This is a genomic window from Methylobacterium sp. Leaf469 (assembly GCF_001424745.1).
GTDB lineage: Bacteria > Pseudomonadota > Alphaproteobacteria > Rhizobiales > Beijerinckiaceae > Methylobacterium.
In genome coordinates this window covers 311,048-328,036 of the sequence record NZ_LMRE01000023.1, presented here as the reverse complement: position 1 = coordinate 328,036, position 16,989 = coordinate 311,048, and the positions used below count along the sequence as shown (strand labels likewise).

Genomic DNA, 16,989 nt, shown 5'->3' with positions numbered 1-16,989 from the left:
CCATTCGGGGACAGTCTCAGGCAGCCCGCGCGTCGCCTGAGCGAAGCCCAAATCCGCATCGCGAGGCGATCGACCGGCATGAGGCGTCACCCGACCACGGGAATCGCGTCCGCGAGGGCGACGCCCTCGGGGTCGACCCGGCAGCGATGGGCGTGGACCGCGACGCCGGCCGCGCGGGCGGCCTGGAAGGCGGCGTCGAAGGCCGGATCGATGTCGCGGGCGACGTCGAAGCGGGTCGCCCACATCTGCACGACGACGATGAGCATGGCCCGGCCGCCGTTCGCCACCACGTTGGCGAGATCCGCCATGTGCCGGGCGCTGCGGGCGGCGACGCAATCGGGGAACTCGGCGAGGCCGGGCGTCCGCAGGAGGTGGCAGTTCTTGACCTCGACGTGGCAGGGCCCGAGCCCCTCCCCCTGCGCCAGAAAATCGACGCGGCTCGCTGCGGCGTAGCGGACCTCCGGCCTCAAGCCCGTATAGTCGGCGAGCTGCGGCAACGCCCCGGCGCGAAACGCTTCGGCCACGAGGGCGTTCGGGCGCTGGGTGTCGATGCCGACCCATTGTGGGCCGCCGGGGAGGTCGGCCTCCACGAGCTCCCACGAGAATCCGAGCTTCCGGGACGGCTTCGTCGATGCGGAGAGCAGGGTCCGGGCGCCGGGCGTCAGCAGGCCCAGCATCGCCCCGGGGTTGGCGCAGTGGGCCGTGACCAGGCTGCCGTCCGCGAGCTCCATATCGGCGAGGAAGCGTTTGTAGCGGCGCACGAGGCGCGCGGGGATGAGGGGCGCGGGAAACCGCATCGGGGCGCCTTGCTGAGGGGGTCGGTGGCGAAAACGGGTGGTGCCGTGTCGATTCGACGGGGAAACGCCGTCCGGAATCGGCATTCCGGGCCTCCCGCAGGGGGCATCGCCATCGGCGGGCTGGTAAGTCAACCGCCGATGCGACAGACTTGAGCCCACGCACGCGAGCATACGACCCGGATCGGCGTCGCCCGTCCGTTCACGAGGCCCAGTTCCATGTTCAACCTGTTCGATATCCTCCAGGCGCAGGCCGGTCCGGGCGCTCAGGGCTTCGGACAGCAGTTCGGCCTGTCGCAGGACCAGACCCGGCGAGCCATGGAGGCGCTGCTGCCCGCCTTCACCATGGGGCTCCAGCGCAACGCCGCCAACGACCCGACGGGCTTCGCCCACCTCTTCAGTCTGGCGGGTGCCGGTGCGACGGCGCCGCGCCCATCGGCTTCGCCGCAGATGGACATGCTGGTCCGCCAGCTCTTCGGCTCGCCGCATCTGAGCCAGGCGGTGCTGCAGCAGGCGGCGGGAACGAGCGGCATCGCCACGCCGGTGCTCAAGCAGATGCTGCCGGTAATGGCCGGAATGGTGGTGGCCGGCATCGTCCACGTGATGATTAACCAGACGCCGCAGGCGGCGCCCGCGCCGGCGCCGAACGCGTTCGGCATTCCGCCGAACCCCTACTGGACCGATATGGTGAACGCCTTCATGACGGCCGGGGGCGCCCTCGCACCCGGAACGCCGGCGCCGAAGGCGCCCCCGGTCCGCACGGCCGCGAAGCCGAACCGGCTGGCACCCCAGCCCGCCCCGGCGCGCGTCACGCCCGGACAACCGGCCCCGGCCACCAACGACGCGGCGCCCTTCGAGCTGTTCCAGCAGATGTTCCAGTCCGGCCTCGACGTCCAGCAGGAGAACGCCAAGGCGATGCAGCGCCTGTTCGACACATTCTGGCAAGAGGGCCGTCAACAGGAGAGCGGTCGGAACGCGAACCCGCCGGGCGACGCCACCGCGCGCACCGGGTCGGGCAAGGCGGAGTCCGGCAAGTCAGGCGGGCGCTGACGTCGCGTTCCGCCGGTTCCCGGGGCGCCTTCAGGGTGTGGTGATCGCCGTGGCGAGGGTGTTGTAGACGATCACCATCTTGTCGGAATAGGCGCGCATCGCCCCGACCAGAGCAAGACCAATCAAGCCGACGAGGAGCGTGTATTCGACGGCCGTCGCGCCGCTCGCGTCGGCGGCGAACCGTGCCCGCCCGCGCTGGATGTCCTGTGCCGCATCGGGATCACCGCGATGCTCGAAACCGTTCGGAAACCCAGCCATCGTTCGAAAAAATCCCTGCCGGTCCCGAAGCAACGTAACGGTAACCGGTCAGATACTTCCGGGGGCTTAACCCGAACGTAGAATTCGAGCCGGCCCCCGGTGTGGATCAGTTGCCCTTGGTCTCCTTGCGAAGGGCATCGATACGCTGCGAGGCCTCGGCCTTGTCGAGGTCGGGCGAGAAGGCGTCGGGGTCCTTTGCCTGTTCGGACAGGGTCTTGAGGTAGGAGGCCTGGGCGCCGGTCATCGGCTCGCCGCCGGTGGTCCACTCGCTCGGATCCTTGATCTGGTTCGACGTGTCCTTCGGGTCGATCTTCGGATTGGTCTCGTCGGCCGCGACGGCCTTCTCAGCAGCCTTGGTCATCATCGCCTCGTGTTCATGGATTGTTCCCTATGAACGCATGGTCGGGGTCGCGGTTCCGCATCGCCCGGTCCAAGATTCCCGGTCGAGGCTACCGATCCAAGGCCTCCGGGGGACCTTGGACCGGATGTCGCGGGCCTCAGGCCGCCTCGGCCTTGGGCTGCACCTCGGCGGTGTAGTCGTCCATGAGCGTCTTGGTCAGGCTGGCGGGCACGAACCGGTACGGACCGATCTCGGACACCGGCGTCACCTCGGCCGCCGAGCCGGTGATGAAGCACTCCGAGAAGCCTTCGAGCTCGGCCGGCAGGATGCGCCGCTCCACCACCTGGATGCCGCGGCGCTTGGCCAGCTCGATCACGGTCTGACGGGTGATGCCGTTGAGGAAGCGGTCGGCAAGGGGGGTGTGGATCACGCCGTCGGCCACGAAGAACACGTTGGCGCCGGTGCATTCGGCGACGTTGTCCTCCCAGTCGAGCATCAGGGCGTCGGCGTAGCCTTTGTTCTCGGCCCGATGCTTGGAGATCGTGCAGATCATGTACAGGCCCGCCGCCTTCGAGGTGGAGGGGGCGGTGCGGGGGTCCGGCCGGCGGTAATCGGCGATGTCGAGGCGGATGCCCTTCATCTTGGTCTCGGGATCGAAGTAGCTCGGCCATTCCCACGCGGCGATGGCGAGGTGGATGGTGTTGTTCTGGGCAGCCACGCCCATCATCTCGGAGCCGCGCCACGCCACCGGGCGCAGATACGCGTCGGCGAGGCCGCTGGTCCGCAGGACGAGCTCCTTGGCCGCCTCGATCTCGGCCGCGCTGTAGGGAATCTTGAAGTCGAGGAGTTCGGCCGAGCGAAGTAGGCGCTCCGCATGCTCGCGGCTCTTGAAGATGCGCCCGCCATAGGCCCGCTCGCCCTCGAACACCGACGACCCGTAATGCAGGCCGTGGGACAGCACGTGGATCTTGGCATCCTTCCACGGCACCATCGCGCCATCGTACCAGATGGTGCCCTCGCGCGCGTCGAACGGGATCAGGGACATGGTGGGCTTCCTCGGCACGCGGGCTTGCCCTCGAAGCCGGCGTCAGATGGGAGTCGGGGGTCGGGCGGCGGAACAGGCCAGAAATTGAAACAGGCCACGGGGTCGTGACGCCCTACCGGAAGGCTTGACGGGTAGCAACGCACCTGAAATATGTCAATAACACTGACATAAAATCAGGCCGCCCCCGACGTGACCTTTCCCGCGACCCAGACGGCCGGCAGCGACGCACACGGTCCGGCGGAGACCGCCTCATCCCAAAGCCCCGGCGACGACCTCATCGAGCTGCTGTTCTTCGCCTATCGCGATTTCGTCGGTGACCCGGACCGCATCCTGGCGCAATACGGGTTCGGCCGGGCGCATCACCGGGTGCTGCACTTCGTCGATCGCTACCCGGGCCTCACCATCGCCGAACTCCTCGATATCCTGCGGATCACGAAGCAGAGTCTGAACCGGGTGCTCAAGGATCTCATCGAGCAGGACTACATCGTCCAGAAGACCGGAACGAGCGACCGGCGCCAGCGGCTGCTGTTCTGTACGGATCGCGGCACCGCGCTCGCGGGCGACCTCATCCGGGTCCAGACCCACCGGGTGACGCGGGCGCTCGCCGAGCCGGCGCAAGGCGCCGGGGAAGGCGGGGCGCTCTCGGCCCAGAACTTCCTGCTCGCCATGATCGAGCCCGAGGAGCGCGCCGCCGTGCGTCGCCTCATGGCCCGCCGGGCCCGGAGCGCCGCCTGATGTCCCTCCCCGGTCTGAAGGCCAGCGTCGAGCTGGCCGACAACGCGCCCCACATCCTCGTGGTGGACGACGACCGCCGCGTGCGCGAGCTCCTCACCCGCTTCCTCTACGAGCAGGGCTTCCGCGTCACCGCCGCCGCCAACGTCGCCGAGGCGCGCACCAAGGCGCAGTGCTTCGTGTTCGACGCCCTCGTCCTCGACGTGATGATGCCGGGCGAGAGCGGGTTCGACTACGCCCGCCACGTCCGAGAGACCTCGCGGGTGCCGATCCTCATGCTCACGGCCCGCTCCAACCCCAACGACCGGGTCATGGGCCTCGAGATTGGCGCCGACGATTATCTGCCGAAACCCTTCGAGCCGCGCGAACTGATCCTGCGTCTCAACAACATCATCAAGCGGCGCGCCGAGGGCGCCCCGGCGCGCGAGCCCGGCCTCGAGACCGTGACCTTCGGGCCGTTCTCCTACCGCATCGACCGGGGCGAGCTGCGCCGCGCCGACGAGACCATCCGCATCACCGAGCGCGAACGCGAGATCCTCACCGTGCTGGCCCAGGCCGGGGGCGCCAACGTGGAACGCGAGGCGCTCGCCGGGGCCGGCGGCCTCGCCGCCGAGCGCAGCATCGACGTGCAGATCAACCGCCTGCGCCGCAAGACCGAGGTCGACCCGGCGAACCCCCTGTTCCTGCAGACCGTCCGGGGCGTCGGTTACCGCCTCGCCGTCGATTGATCGCCGGGCCGTGCCGCGCACGCACGCTCCGAATCGGCTGCTGACGGCCCTCGCGCGGGTGCCGCCGCCGCGACGGATGTGGCGGCTCCTCAGCCGCGCCATCGGCGACCTGCTGCCGAAGGGCCTCTATGCACGGTCGCTGATCATCATCATCGCGCCCGTGGTGCTGCTGCAATCGGTGATCGCCTACACGTTCATGGAGAGGCACTGGCAGCTCGTGACCCGGCGCCTGTCGGCGGCGGTGACGGCGGATGTGGCCGCCCTCATCGACGTCTACGAGAGCTACCCCCAGGACAAGGACGCCGAGACCCTCACCCGCATCGCCGGCACCCGGCTCAACCTCGACCTCGACATCCTGAAGGGGGCGACGCTGCCCGTCGCCGGGCCGCGACCGTTCTTCTCGATCCTCGACGAAGTGCTGTCCGATGAGATCAAGCGCCAGATCCGCCGACCGTACTGGATCGACACGGTGGGCCGCTCCAGCCTCATCGAGATCCGCGTCGCCATTCCCGACGGGGTGCTGCGGGTCACGGCGCGGCGCAGCATGGCCTACGCCTCGAACTCGCACATCTTCCTCCTGTGGATGAGCGGATCGTCCCTGGTGCTCCTCGGCGTCGCGATCCTGTTCCTGCGCAACCAGATCAAGCCGATCCTGCGGCTCGCCGCCGTCGCCGAGAGTTTCGGCAAGGGCCGCGAGATCGAGTTCCGCCCGCGCGGCGCCCGCGAGGTCCGCCAAGCCGGTCACGCCTTCATCGAGATGAAACGTCGCATTGAACGGGCGATGGAGCAGCGCACCACCATGCTCAACGGGGTGAGCCACGACCTGCGCACCATCATCACCCGGTTCAAGCTGACCCTGGCGCTCATCGAACAGACGGCCGACGTCGAGGACCTCCAGCGCGACGTCGACGAGATGAGCCGGATGCTGGAAGCCTACCTCGCCTTCGCGCGCGGGGATTCCGGCGAACTCGCCGTGCCCACCGACATGCGTGCGATGCTGGAGGACCTGCGCACGGACATGGAGCGCCTCGGCGCCCACGTGGAGGCCGTCGAGATCGAGGGCGAGGCCAGCGTCACCCTGCGGCCCGACGCCATCCGGCGCTGCCTGTTCAACCTCGCGGCCAATGCCGCCCGCTACGGCGACACCGTCGCGGTGGTCGGCCGGCGCGAGGTTCGCAGCTTTCTCGTCTCCATCGACGACGACGGACCGGGCATTCCCCTCGACCAGCGCGAGGAGGTGTTCAAGCCGTTCGTGCGCCTCGACGACGCACGCCAGGATGCCGGCGGTTCGGGACTCGGCCTCTCCATCGCCCGCGACATCGCCCGGTCGCATGGCGGCGACGTAAGCCTGCACGACTCGCCGCTCGGAGGCTTGCGCGCCACCGTGCGGATTCCGGCCTGACGCGACCCCTTGGCGCCGCGCGACCCTTGGCGCCGCACGGACCGGAGTGCTAAGGGGGTGAACGTAATCGCGATCATACGGGCCGGCACGTCGGGTCCGCGTCGAGGCTGAGTGACCCCATGAACCCGCTGACCCCGATCCTGGCCCTCCTGCTCCTGCCCATCGCCGCCATCGGCCTGCTGCTCTATACGGACGCGGGCATCGAGCCGGCTCTGTTCTATTCCACGGTGAAGACCTTCGTGGTTCTGTTCATCGTCGCCGGCGGCCTTTGCTACGGCGCCAGCCGCCTCGCCGAGCGCGCCTGAGCTTCTTTTCGGTTTCTGCGACGCGATTTTGCGGCCCGGACCTCTCAGGTTCGGGCCGTTTTCGTTTGGGGGCGTCATTACCTGATCGGTTCGGGCATCGGCATGGACCGAGCGCGGGTCCCTCTCCTTCCAGGAGAGGGGGACCCGCGCTGTCCGCGAGATCCAGGAATGTCGTCACCTGGAAGGAGAGCGAGCGCGTTACGGCTCACGCCGACCTTCCGTCCTTGCGAAAGGAACGCGAACCGAGAAGAAATCACTCCGCCGCGATGCGTGGCGGAAAGCCTTTCCGGTCGTTGGCGGACGCGGCCGGCAGGGCGAAGGGGCCGTCCTCCGGTTCGTCCTTCTGGCCGATGAAGCGGGCGAACAGGCGCACGAACAGGCGCGAGAGGTCGTCAACCAGCACGAAGATCGCCGGCACGAAGATCAGCGACAGGCCCGTCGAGACGATGAGGCCGCCGATGACCGCGATGGCCATGGGCGCGCGGAACTCGCCGCCGATGCCGAGGGCCATGGCCGAGGGCACCATGCCGGCCGCCATCGCGATGGTGGTCATGACGATGGGCCGCGCGCGCTTGGCGCCGGCGTCGGTGATGGCGGTGGCCCGGTCGACGCCCTTGGCCATCTCCTCGAGGGCGAAATCCACCAGCATGATGGCGTTCTTCGTCACCACGCCCATGAGCATGAGGATGCCGATGACCACCGGCATGGAGATGGGCTTGTTGAAGATGAGCAGCCCGAGGATCGCCCCGCCGATGGAGAGCGGCAGGGAGAACAGGATGGTGAGCGGCTGCAGGAAGTTGCCGAACAGCAGCACGAGGACACCGAACACCATCATCAGGCCCGCACCCATGGCGAGCGCGAAGCCCTCGAACACCTCACCCATCACCTCGGCGTCGCCGGTCTGGCGGATGACCACGCCCGGCGGCAGGTTCTTGGCCGCCGGCAGGTCGAGGACCGCGGCGATGAGGGAGCCGAGTGCGTCCGAGCCCTCCATGTTGGCCTCGAGCGCCACCCGGATGGCGCGGTCGTAGCGGTCGATGGCCGTGGGCCCCCGCCCGAGGCTGAGATCGGCCACCGTCGAGAGCGGCACGGAGGCCCCGCCCTTCACCGGCACCTTCAGGGTCTCCAGCTGCGAGAGGTCGCCGCGCAGGCGCTCGGGCAGCATCACGCGGATCGGCACCTGCCGGTCGACGGCGTTGAACTTGGCGAGATTGGCGCCGATGTCCCCGATGGTGCCGACCCGCACGGTCTCGGCGATGAGGTCCGTGGAGACGCCGAGATCGGCCGCGACCCCGGCTTTCGGGCGGATGCGGATCTCGGTGCGGTCCAGCGGCGCGGTGGAGAGCACGTTGACGAGGTGGGGGACTTGCGCCGCCTCGCGCTGGAGTTGGGCCGCCACGTCGGCCACCACGGCCTTGTCCGGCCCCGAGACGATGAGGGTGAGGTCGCGCTGGCCGCTCTCGCGCAGGGCCCAGGAGCGGATGTCGGGCTCCTGGCGCAGGAGGGCGCCGATGGCGACATCGACTTCCTTCTGCGTGCGGTGCCGCGCGTTCTTCGGCGTCAGGTTGATGGTGAAGGTGGCGAGCCGCACCTCCTTCTTGCCCGGCAATTGGCGGCCGCCGTCGACGAAGACGCTGCGGACCTCCGGCAGGGTCTTGATCCGGTCGACGAGGCCGTCGCTGACCCGGGTGGTGTCGGCAAGCCGCGCCCCCGGGGGAAGCTCCACGACGAAGATCGTGCGCGCCGCGTCCTCGGCCGGCAGGAAGCCCGCCGGCAGGAGGCGGGTGGACATGATCGAGGCGGCAAAGCAGGCGAGCCCCACCACCAGGGTGATGAACTTGTGGCGTACGGACCAAGCCACCACGCGGGTGTAGGCCCGCATGACCGGACCCTCGCGCTCGTCCTCCGGCCCGTGATCGCGCAGGAAGTAGGCGGCGAGCAGGGGCGTGATCAGCCGCGCCACGAGCAGCGACATGAACACGGCCGCCGCGATGGTGAGGCCGAACTGCTTGAAGTACTGCCCGGCGATGCCGCTCATGAACGAGACGGGGGCGAAGATCGCCATGATGGTCGCCGTGATGGCGATGACGGCCAGCCCGATCTCGTCGGCCGCCTCGAGGGCCGCGCGGTAGGGCGATTTCCCCATCCGCATGTGACGGACGATGTTCTCGATCTCCACGATGGCGTCGTCGACGAGGATGCCGGTCACCAGGGTGATGGCGAGGAGACTCACCGCGTTGAGCGAGAAGCCCAGCGTGTTCATGATCCAGAACGTCGGCAGCACCGACAGCGGCAGGGCGATGGAGGCGATGAGGGTCGCGCGCCAGTCCCGCAGGAACAGGAACACCACGATGACGGCCAGCGCCGCGCCCTCGACGAGGCTCAGCATCGCCGAGTGGTAGTTGCCCACCGTGTTGGTGACCGAGGTGTCGATGAGATCGAAGCGCACGCCCGGGTGCTTGCCCCGGAGTTCGTCGATCTTCCTCGCCACGGCGGTGGCGACCTCGGCGTCGCTCGCCCCCGTGGCGCGCGAGATGGCGAAGGCCACCACCGGCTCGCCGTTGAAGCGAGCGAAGGTGCGTGGCTCCTCCGCGCCGTCCACCAGGGTCGCGAGTTCGTCGAGACGGACCTTGCGGTTGCCCGGGACGATGATGGAGGTCTGTGCCAGGGTGTCGAGGCTGGCCGCGCCCGCGAGCGTCCGGATCGACTGCTCCTGGCCGCCGAGTTCGCCGCGCCCGCCGGCCATGTCGGCGGAGGTCAGGCGCAGCTGCCGGTTCACGTCCGCCGCCGTGATGCCCAGCGCCAGCAGGCGGTCGGGCTTCAGGGTCACGCGGATCTCGCGGGCGACGCCGCCGAGGCGCTCGACGCCGCCCACCCCCTTCACGCCCTGGATCTGGCGGGCGATGACGTCGTCGATGAGCCAGGACAGGTCTTCGGGCGTCATCGCCGGGGCGGCGGCGCCGTAGATCATGATCGGCAGGCCGGCGATCTCGACGCGGTTGATGATCGGCTCGTCGATGGTGCGGGGCAGGTTCACCCGTACCTTCGAGATGGCGTCCTTGACGTCGTTGACCGCCCGGTCGGTGTTGGTCTCCAGGCGGAACTCGATGGTGGTGGTCGAGATGCCCTCGGTGATGGCCGAGATGGTGTGCTTGACGCCCTTCACGCCGGCCACCGCGTCCTCCACCACCTTCGTCACCTGCGTCTGCAGCTCGGAGGGGGCGGAACCCGCCTGCGTCACCGTGACGGCGACGATGGGGATGTCGATGTTGGGAAACCGGGTGATCGGCAGGGCGCGGAAGCTGACGAGGCCGAGCACCACCAGCACCAGGAACAGCACGATGGAGGGGATCGGCTTGCGGATGGCCCAGGCGGAGATGTTGAGGCGCATGGCGGCGGGTCCGATCTCAGCGCGCGGCGTCTTGCGGAGGCGTCGCGTCCGCGGCTTGCGCCCCTGCGGCCTGCCCGGCCGGCCGGACCGCCCGCACGAGGTCGCCGTGCCGCAGGAAGGAGCTGGCGCGTGCCACCACCGCCTCGCCGGCCTGGACGCCCGAACGGACCTCCATGATGCCGTCGGCGGCGAGCCCCGGGGCGATCCGGCGGGCCTCGACCCGGTCGTCCTTCACCACGAAGACCGAGGCGGCCCCATCGGTCGCGTAGAGCACCGCCGAGAGCGGCACGGCGACCCCGCGCCGGCGCGCGACCTCGACCTTGCCGCGTGCGAAGGCGCCGATGCGCAAGGAAGGGTCGGGTGCCAGGGCGATGCGGACGCGGCCGAGGCGGGTCATGCGGTCGACCTCCGGATCGATGCGGCGGACGCGTCCCATGAGGATGCGGCCCTCCTCGCCCTCAAGGCTGACGGGATCGCCGAGCTTGAGCCGCGGCATCGACACCTCGGGAATCTCGCCTTCGAGTTCGATCTCGCCCCGGGCGATGAGGCGGAACATCGGCTCGCCGACGGCGCTCGCCGTGGCGCCGACCCTTGCCGTGCGCCGGCTGACGATGCCGCCCTCGGGCGCGCGGATATCCGTGCGGGCGCGCCGCAGGGCGATCTCGGAGCCTTGGGCGCGCGCGGTGGCGCGGTCGGCCTCGGCGAGCTGGAGCCCGCCGCGAGCGGCGGCGAGACGCCCCTCCCCGCCCTGTGCCGCCGAGACCCGCTGCTCCAGCACGGCCGCCGTGGCGTTGCCGGTCTTCACCAGGCTTCGCGCCCGCTCGAGGGCTAGGCTGGCCTCGACCTGCGCGGCTTCGGCCTGAACGATCTGGCTGCGGGCCTGGACGATGGCGGCGTCGGCCCGCGCCAGGGCGGCGGCGTTGGCGGCTTCCTGGGTGACGATCATCTCCAGGGACAGGCGGGCCAGCGGCTGGCCCTTCTCGACCCGCGCGCCCTCTTCCACCAGGAGTTCGGTGATGCGGGTGCCCTCGATCTCGGGGGCGACCAGGATCTCGTCGCGCGGCACCAGGGTGCCGGTGACCACCGCCCGCTCGACCACCTCGCGCTCTTCGGCCGGCACAACGGTGACGGCGGGCGCCAGGGCGGCGGCATCCGGGACGGCAGCGGTCTCGGCCGCCTTCGCTCCGCTCGTCCCCTCGGCGCCGATCGGGGTGAGGAGAAAGGCCGGCAGCAGGGCGAGGGCCGGAAGAAGGTCGCGCGCGCGCATGGGCTGAGGCATTCGCTCGAGGTGTGCCCACCGGGCCGAGGATGAAGCGCCGAGCCGTGACGCCCGACGCCGGCCTTTTCAAGGCGTCGTTCCGGGCTTCGAACATAGCCGGATCGTCGGCGGTGACGAAGGACCGAACCGCTCGACCTTGCCGCAACTGCGGCGCCCTTCGCGCGTTCTGACCTCCGAGATCCCTCGACAGCCTGGGCGAACGCATCATGAGCATCTTCCAGATCAAGCAGAAGACCAACGGCGCCGTGCTGTGGACCGGCAGCGCCGCCGATGCCGTGTCGGCCCTCGACGCCATGGCGCGCGAGGCCGGTTACGCCGATTTCGCCGCCCTGCCGGAGACCATCCGCGCGGCCTGTCCGGAGGCGTCTCAGCTCGACTGAACCGCCTTCACCCGACGGTCGCAGCGGCGCCGCTGGCTTCGGGCCACCGGCGCCGTTCTCGTCTCAGGGGGCCGTAAGGGCTTCCGTGAAGGGAAATTCGAGGACGATCTCCCCCGCCGCATCGGTCACGACGACGACGGCCTTCATCAGGCGCCGATCGCCGCTCGCCGCCCAGATCTCGCGCGCGAGCCGACCCGCCTCGTCCCAGGCCGCATCGGCGTCGCGCAGGTGCCGAAACACCGGCTCGTGCGGCACATCGCTAGCGATGGTGACGGTGAAACGGTAGGCGGGCATGAGGGAGCGTTCGATCATTGACGGGAAACGGGTCGAAGCCGCTGCGTCCAGTTCCTAAGCCGGCCCATGAACGTTGAAAAGCCCTGTCGCGTCGGGGCGTTGACAGGAAGTCTCCCGCGGCATTCCGTCTAGGATCGCCCGTTGGATGCCGCCCGGCTGATCAGATTTCTACCCTCGGGCACCATCAAGCATGAGGTTTTCCGGCCTTGTCGCGATCCAGCTGCATCATTAGCTCGGCAAGCCGTGGATCGAGGGGCTCATCGATGACCGGTTCATACATCGCTTGAAGCTGACGCCCCAGGCGCAGGCGCGTCATTTCGCTGAGAACGATTCCGCCGGTCTCGCTGGATGCGACCGGCAGTTCCTCATGTTCGTCGCGCAGCATCACGGCTCCTGGGCAAGGACTGGAAACGACACGAGGCGGCGGAATGTTCATTCGTCGACGCGCGATTGTTGGGTGCAACGCCCTCGCGCCGTGAACGCTCGCTCACCGGGGGAAGGGCGAACTCGCGTCCCGATGAAACGCCTTTCCGAGCGCCTGTGTGTGATGCCCGACAAGCTAAGGTGTACGGGCCAGGTGAGTTATCAAATGAGTGATGACCGCTCGGAGGGTAGGATAAGAAATCGTCGAGGTGGATCGTGTCAAATATCGCGTAGTCTAGGTTTCGGAAATCTGGGGTTGACGTACAGACTGCCTATGGGGCGCCCCGAAATCGTGCTTTTCCAGGGTGCATCCCATGATGTCAGGATACCCCTGATGCATCGTCGTGGTTTCGCTCGCGGTCTGCTTGCGGCTACAGACACCTCTGGCCGTCACACGAACGGCGGTTGCCCAGCCAACGCCCGCAGGCGTGATTCCGACCCCGGCTTACCGCAACATGGCAACGAAGGGCAGGCTGTTCCTCGAGATCACGACGCGGGACGCCTTCGAGAAGACCTTGGATCCGCGTGAAGACGTTTATCCGGGCGGAGGTGGTCGAACAGATGAATCTTTCCGCAAACCGGGTCCCTACTCGGAGGGTTTGGCAGCGCCCGGTGGGGCCCTTGGCCCCGGCGGTTTGATCGGTGGCCTCGTCCCTGCGCCGCTCGCCGTTGCCGGCGGCATTCGGCCCACAGGCTCTCACGCCGATCGAGACCTTCGAACGGAACCGCCAACCCACCGAGGCGGGTCGGGACACGGACGTATACGCGACCCCGGCGACATCGCAGAATATCGGGACGGCGCACCGTTGGCTTCGCTCCCCACAGCCACGGTGACACAATAGTCTGCACGTGGGCAGGGATCGAGCGCTAAAATCCGTTGATCTGCGGTGGTTTAGTAGCAACTGGCGGAGGGAGCGGGATTCGAACCCGCGATACCGTTTCCGGTATACACACTTTCCAGGCGTGCGCCTTCAACCACTCGGCCACCCCTCCAGCCCCCTGCATCGCGACCGACGGCGTCCGGTTGGTAAATCCGGGGCCTGCAGGGTCGCCGCGACGCCGCGGGTGGCACGCTGTACAAGCCGTGTCGGCGGGGTGCAAGGCGCGATCGTGTCGAACGTACCGCGAATGTGTCGATTTCCCGCGTCCCGGCGACACGGCCCCTGCCTTGCTCCTCTACTACCCCGGACCGTGGTCCTCAGATTCGCCGCTTTCCCGGGCGAAACGCGGGACGCGCGGCCCGTTCTCCGGGCCCGAGCCTCCCGGAGCCACAAACCGACCGTGATCCGCTTCGACAATGTCACCAAGGTCTACCGGACGGATGGGCACCGCCGGACGATCCTCGAGCGCGTGTCGTTCACGCTCAAGCCCAATGTCTCCTACGGCATCCTCGGCATCAACGGGGCCGGCAAGTCCACGATGATGCGCCTCATCGCCGGCACCGAGGCGCCGACGCGGGGGCGCGTCCAGCGCACCATGCGGGTGTCGTGGCCCCTCGGCTTCGGCGGCGGTTTCCATCCGCAGATGACGGGCCGGGACAACATCATCTTCGTGGCTCGCATCTATGGCGAGGATCCGAAGAAGGTGCTCGAATTCGTCGAGGATTTCTCCGAACTCGGCAGCTACCTCGACGTGCCGATCCGGACCTACTCGTCGGGCATGGGCTCGCGCCTGGCCTTCGGCATGAGCATGGCGATCCCGTTCGACTGCTACCTCATCGACGAGGTCACGGCGGTGGGCGATGCGCGCTTCCAGAAGCGCTGCGAAGAGGCCTTCGCCGCCCGCCGCGTCAATTCCAACGTGATCATGGTCTCCCACGGCATGGAGGTGATCCGGACCTGGTGCCAGCAGGGCATCGTGCTCATCAACGGGCGCGCGATCCTGTACGAGGACGTCAACGACGCCATCGAGGTCTACCGCCGCCTGAACGCATGACCGCGGCACCGGCGAAGCGGGCGTTCGCCCGTGCCCTCATTTGCGCGCCCAGGCGCCCGGACATGCTTTCGCCCTCCCAATCGTGGAATACGGTACGCGCGGCGAAGGATGGCCGCCCGAACGGAATGGATGGCTGAAGGCAGATGAGCGTCGAGATCCGCACCCCCACCGGGCAGCCCGTCACCACGGCCGACCGCTCGAATGCCGTAGCGGAGTCCCTGCGTCAGGTCGCCCGCGTCTCGCGCTTCGCCGACCGCAAGAAGGGCATCCGTTCCTACCAGAGCCACAACAAGTCCGACCCCGTCATCCCGATCCTGTTCGGGCTCTGCTTCGTGCTGCCGACGCTGCTGGGGGTGATCTATTTCGGGCTCATCGCCTCGGATCGCTACGTCACCGAGGCGCGCTTCGCCCTGCGGCCGGCGCTGGGCTCCGCCGACAAGGCCTCGTCCGACCAGGTGGGGACCACCAAGGGCGTCGTCTCCCAGATGGTGGCCCAGGACAGTCTCGTGGCCCTCAACTACATCCACAGCCGGCCGATGATCGAGGTCCTGGAGAAGGACCTGCCCCTGCGGGACATGTTCTCCCGGGATGGGATCGACTTCCTCTCGCGCTTCGACCGGGACAAGCCCATCGAGCGCTTCGTGCGATATTGGAGCGAGCGGGTCACCACCAAGATCGAGAGCGGTTCGGGCATCATCAGCCTGACGGTCAGCGCCTTCGATCCCGCCGAATCCCTGGCCCTCACCCAGGCGATCCTGAAGGAGAGCGAGCGCATGGTGAACGCGCTCAGCGACCGCGCGCGCGCCGACGCCGTGGTCGAAAGCGCGCGCGAACTCAAGCTCGCCGAGGAGCGGATGACGAAGGTCCGCCTCGCCATGGCGACCCTGCGCAACCGCGAGGGCATTCTCGATGCCAAGAAGACCAACGACAGCAACCTCAAGGTGATCGGCGAGTTGCGCACCGCGCGCATCAACCTCGCCGTCCAGCTCAATCTCGGCCAGCGCGACCTCGGTCCGGAGTCGCGCCGCATCCAGGACATCAAGTCCCAGATCAAGGATCTCGACGACGCCATCACGCGCATCGAGAACCAGTCGGCGAGCGAGGACCCGGAACAGCGGCGCATCCTGGCCGACGCCCTCACCAAGTTCGAGGCCTTCGAGAACGACCGCGACGAGGCGGAGAAGTACTTTTCCAAGGTCCTGGCCGCCTACGAGCGCTCGCGCATCATCGCCAGCCGGCAGGTCGAGTTCTTCAGCATGATCGTCCAGCCGGTGCAGGCCGAATCCGCCCAGCAGCCCCGCCGGCTCCTGATGATCAGCCTCATCGCCGGGGGCGCGGCGCTCCTGTTCGCCGGGGCCGTGTTCGCCCGCAAGCAGACCAGCTGATCCGTCACGGGTCGCCGCGGGCCGGAAAACGCGTCATAAGCCGCGGACGCCGCCCGCCGAGGACCCCGTATTGACCGTTACCCAGATCACCCATCACGACCTCGACGGTTACGGCGCCTCCACCATCGTGGGGCGCTTCGTTCCGGTCTCGCGGATCGTCCACGTGCCGCGCTACAGCGATGTCGGGCCCGTGGTCGAGGGCGAGCTGAAGCGCCTCGGGCGGACGCGGCAGCCCGAGACCCTGATCCTCACCGATCTCGGCCTCGAGCCCGTGGCGGTGACCTTCATCCGCAACTTCGCCGCGATGAACCGGGGCCGGCCCGAGGCCGAACGGCATCGGCTCATCGTCCTCGATCACCATGCCTCCTCCATCGACCGCTTGCGCGAGCAGACCCTCGAGCCTGTGCCGGAGGCAGACGATCCGGGCGTGATGCGGTTCGACCTCGACGATCCCGCCATCGTCGTGCTCATCGACGAGGGCCGCTGCGCCACGAAGCTCGCCTATCACCGCCGCACCCTGTACGCGCCCGACGCCATCGAGGGCGACGCCGACCTCCTCGCTCTCGTCGAGGCGGTCGACGCCGTCGACCTGTGGCGCAAGGACCGGCCGACCTTCGCGGGCGGCCATGCCCTCGACGAGGTGTTCTGGGACAATGTCTCCAACCTCGTGCCCATCGGGCATGCGTGGCACGACCGCTTTGTGAGCGACCTCCTCGTCGCCCTCGCCGGACGCCTGCGCGCCGGGGCCTCACCGGCCGAACTCGAGGCCGGGGTCGGCGCCATCCGCACGGGAATCGTCGACGGGTATCTGGCCGGCGACGCGACGGACGATCCCCGCCTCACCACCCGCATGCGGATCGCCCGCGTGCTCGCACGCTCCGACCTGTTCCAGCCGCTCTCGGACGGGACCTACCTGTCCTTCGGCCTCGATTCGGGAACCTTCCAGCGCGTCTCCGACCTGATCATGGATGCGGGCAAGGCCAAGCGCGTCCTCAACGTCCAGCGCACGGGCAACATGTCGTTCCGCTCCAACGACGAGACGGCCCTGGAGGGCGCACGGCGGTTCCGCGGCGGCGGCCACAAGGACGCGGCCGGCGGCAAGCTGCCTACGGGCTCGGCCTTCTCGCTCGCGGATGCCATCGCGCAGGTCGAGCCGATCCTGAACCCGCCCGCGCCCGACCCGTCGAGCAGCCCCTTCGCCGCCCTGAAGGGTTGGAAGGGCTGATCCTCCCGTCACCGAGGCCGCGT

The 16,989-nt window shown here is 68.7% G+C and carries 17 protein-coding genes, 1 tRNA gene and 1 pseudogene; 10 read left to right on the top strand and 9 right to left on the bottom strand.

All coding sequences use genetic code 11. The features are described 5' to 3' along the window. Positions 1-86 precede the first annotated feature (86 nt). On the bottom strand, positions 87-797 hold the full coding sequence (gene sfsA / locus ASG60_RS12745) for a DNA/RNA nuclease SfsA (protein ID WP_056385876.1): 711 nt from the start codon (positions 795-797) through the stop codon (positions 87-89). A gap of 216 nt (positions 798-1,013) precedes the next feature. Between sfsA and ASG60_RS12740 the strand changes: the two genes are divergently transcribed. Further along, entirely contained in the window at positions 1,014-1,844 is an 831-nt protein-coding gene (locus ASG60_RS12740) for a DUF937 domain-containing protein (protein WP_056385874.1), read from the top strand. Positions 1,845-1,874: 30 nt separating this feature from the next. On the opposite strand, the gene ASG60_RS12735 is transcribed toward ASG60_RS12740, so the two are convergent. From ASG60_RS12735 to ASG60_RS12725, 3 genes are all read right to left on the bottom strand, one after another. Beyond that, positions 1,875-2,102, bottom strand: coding sequence for a Flp family type IVb pilin (locus ASG60_RS12735; RefSeq protein WP_056173845.1), 228 nt, complete (start codon positions 2,100-2,102; stop codon positions 1,875-1,877). Positions 2,103-2,208: 106 nt separating this feature from the next. Beyond that, positions 2,209-2,463: a DUF3072 domain-containing protein gene (locus tag ASG60_RS12730; RefSeq protein ID WP_056174160.1), complete on the bottom strand. Its 255-nt coding sequence runs from the start codon at positions 2,461-2,463 to the stop codon at positions 2,209-2,211. Positions 2,464-2,599: 136 nt separating this feature from the next. Then, a complete protein-coding gene (locus ASG60_RS12725; RefSeq protein WP_056173844.1) occupies positions 2,600-3,487 on the bottom strand; it encodes a branched-chain amino acid aminotransferase in 888 nt (295 codons plus the stop codon). Positions 3,488-3,763: 276 nt separating this feature from the next. On the opposite strand from ASG60_RS12725, the gene ASG60_RS12720 reads away from it, so the two are divergent. The 4 genes from ASG60_RS12720 to ASG60_RS12705 all read left to right on the top strand — a co-directional run bounded on the left by ASG60_RS12720 (position 3,764) and on the right by ASG60_RS12705 (position 6,654). After that, entirely contained in the window at positions 3,764-4,222 is a 459-nt protein-coding gene (locus tag ASG60_RS12720; protein ID WP_244476660.1) for a MarR family transcriptional regulator, read from the top strand. Beyond that, positions 4,222-4,947 carry a response regulator gene (locus tag ASG60_RS12715; RefSeq protein ID WP_056173838.1) on the top strand — a complete coding sequence of 242 codons (726 nt, stop codon included), beginning with the start codon at positions 4,222-4,224 and terminating at the stop codon, positions 4,945-4,947. The genes ASG60_RS12720 and ASG60_RS12715 overlap by 1 nt, the downstream gene beginning before the upstream one ends. Before the next feature lie 76 nt (positions 4,948-5,023). Further along, positions 5,024-6,349: an ATP-binding protein gene (locus ASG60_RS12710; protein ID WP_082531753.1), complete on the top strand. Its 1,326-nt coding sequence runs from the start codon at positions 5,024-5,026 to the stop codon at positions 6,347-6,349. A gap of 119 nt (positions 6,350-6,468) precedes the next feature. Then, positions 6,469-6,654 carry a hypothetical protein gene (locus tag ASG60_RS12705; RefSeq protein ID WP_056173834.1) on the top strand — a complete coding sequence of 62 codons (186 nt, stop codon included), beginning with the start codon at positions 6,469-6,471 and terminating at the stop codon, positions 6,652-6,654. 253 nt (positions 6,655-6,907) lie between these two features. Here ASG60_RS12705 and ASG60_RS12700 read toward each other — a convergent pair whose 3' ends face one another. Beyond that, positions 6,908-10,045: an efflux RND transporter permease subunit gene (locus ASG60_RS12700; protein WP_056385872.1), complete on the bottom strand. Its 3,138-nt coding sequence runs from the start codon at positions 10,043-10,045 to the stop codon at positions 6,908-6,910. Between the two features lie 16 nt (positions 10,046-10,061). Further along, positions 10,062-11,312, bottom strand: coding sequence for an efflux RND transporter periplasmic adaptor subunit (locus ASG60_RS12695; RefSeq protein ID WP_156398889.1), 1,251 nt, complete (start codon positions 11,310-11,312; stop codon positions 10,062-10,064). A 218-nt stretch (positions 11,313-11,530) separates the two neighbouring features. Here ASG60_RS12695 and ASG60_RS23160 point away from each other — a divergent pair, with 218 nt between their 5' ends. Next, entirely contained in the window at positions 11,531-11,704 is a 174-nt protein-coding gene (locus ASG60_RS23160) for a hypothetical protein (RefSeq protein ID WP_200918877.1), read from the top strand. A 63-nt stretch (positions 11,705-11,767) separates the two neighbouring features. Here the strand turns inward: ASG60_RS23160 and ASG60_RS12690 are convergent, their stop codons facing one another. Next, entirely contained in the window at positions 11,768-11,998 is a 231-nt protein-coding gene (locus tag ASG60_RS12690; protein WP_056386093.1) for a hypothetical protein, read from the bottom strand. Positions 11,999-12,182: 184 nt separating this feature from the next. Further along, positions 12,183-12,383 (bottom strand): hypothetical protein, encoded by a 201-nt coding sequence (locus tag ASG60_RS12685; protein WP_056385870.1) that lies wholly within the window; start codon positions 12,381-12,383, stop codon positions 12,183-12,185. Positions 12,384-12,755: 372 nt separating this feature from the next. Between ASG60_RS12685 and ASG60_RS23485 the strand changes: the two are divergent. Further along, positions 12,756-13,104, top strand: a pseudogene (locus ASG60_RS23485) (hypothetical protein); the annotation flags it as partial. 220 nt (positions 13,105-13,324) lie between these two features. On the opposite strand, the gene ASG60_RS12680 reads toward ASG60_RS23485, so the two are convergent. Beyond that, positions 13,325-13,414: transfer RNA gene (locus tag ASG60_RS12680), tRNA-Ser, on the bottom strand. A gap of 288 nt (positions 13,415-13,702) precedes the next feature. On the opposite strand from ASG60_RS12680, the gene ASG60_RS12675 reads away from it, so the two are divergent. The 3 genes from ASG60_RS12675 to ASG60_RS12665 all read left to right on the top strand — a co-directional run bounded on the left by ASG60_RS12675 (position 13,703) and on the right by ASG60_RS12665 (position 16,966). Next, the gene (locus ASG60_RS12675) at positions 13,703-14,356 is read left to right on the top strand and encodes an ABC transporter ATP-binding protein (protein WP_056174155.1); all 654 of its coding nucleotides are present in this window, start codon (positions 13,703-13,705) and stop codon (positions 14,354-14,356) included. 143 nt (positions 14,357-14,499) lie between these two features. After that, positions 14,500-15,741, top strand: coding sequence for a hypothetical protein (locus ASG60_RS12670; RefSeq protein WP_056385868.1), 1,242 nt, complete (start codon positions 14,500-14,502; stop codon positions 15,739-15,741). Positions 15,742-15,811: 70 nt separating this feature from the next. Then, positions 15,812-16,966, top strand: coding sequence for a dimethylmenaquinone methyltransferase (locus ASG60_RS12665; RefSeq protein ID WP_056385866.1), 1,155 nt, complete (start codon positions 15,812-15,814; stop codon positions 16,964-16,966). The last annotated feature ends 23 nt before the right edge of the window (positions 16,967-16,989 follow it).

What these genes read in the sequence shown, in the direction of transcription:
- ASG60_RS12715 (WP_056173838.1), top strand. Translation starts at nt 4,222, where the DNA reads ATGTCCCTCCCCGGTCTGAAGGCCAGCGTCGAGCTGGCCGACAACGCG.
- ASG60_RS12700 (WP_056385872.1), bottom strand. Translation starts at nt 10,045, where the DNA reads ATGCGCCTCAACATCTCCGCCTGGGCCATCCGCAAGCCGATCCCCTCC.
- ASG60_RS12670 (WP_056385868.1), top strand. Translation starts at nt 14,500, where the DNA reads ATGAGCGTCGAGATCCGCACCCCCACCGGGCAGCCCGTCACCACGGCC.
- ASG60_RS23160 (WP_200918877.1), top strand. Translation starts at nt 11,531, where the DNA reads ATGAGCATCTTCCAGATCAAGCAGAAGACCAACGGCGCCGTGCTGTGG.
- ASG60_RS12710 (WP_082531753.1), top strand. Translation starts at nt 5,024, where the DNA reads ATGTGGCGGCTCCTCAGCCGCGCCATCGGCGACCTGCTGCCGAAGGGC.
- ASG60_RS12735 (WP_056173845.1), bottom strand. Translation starts at nt 2,102, where the DNA reads ATGGCTGGGTTTCCGAACGGTTTCGAGCATCGCGGTGATCCCGATGCG.
- ASG60_RS12730 (WP_056174160.1), bottom strand. Translation starts at nt 2,463, where the DNA reads ATGACCAAGGCTGCTGAGAAGGCCGTCGCGGCCGACGAGACCAATCCG.
- ASG60_RS12685 (WP_056385870.1), bottom strand. Translation starts at nt 12,383, where the DNA reads ATGCTGCGCGACGAACATGAGGAACTGCCGGTCGCATCCAGCGAGACC.
- ASG60_RS12705 (WP_056173834.1), top strand. Translation starts at nt 6,469, where the DNA reads ATGAACCCGCTGACCCCGATCCTGGCCCTCCTGCTCCTGCCCATCGCC.
- ASG60_RS12725 (WP_056173844.1), bottom strand. Translation starts at nt 3,487, where the DNA reads ATGTCCCTGATCCCGTTCGACGCGCGCGAGGGCACCATCTGGTACGAT.
- sfsA (WP_056385876.1), bottom strand. Translation starts at nt 797, where the DNA reads ATGCGGTTTCCCGCGCCCCTCATCCCCGCGCGCCTCGTGCGCCGCTAC.
- ASG60_RS12695 (WP_156398889.1), bottom strand. Translation starts at nt 11,312, where the DNA reads ATGCGCGCGCGCGACCTTCTTCCGGCCCTCGCCCTGCTGCCGGCCTTT.
- ASG60_RS12690 (WP_056386093.1), bottom strand. Translation starts at nt 11,998, where the DNA reads ATGCCCGCCTACCGTTTCACCGTCACCATCGCTAGCGATGTGCCGCAC.
- ASG60_RS12740 (WP_056385874.1), top strand. Translation starts at nt 1,014, where the DNA reads ATGTTCAACCTGTTCGATATCCTCCAGGCGCAGGCCGGTCCGGGCGCT.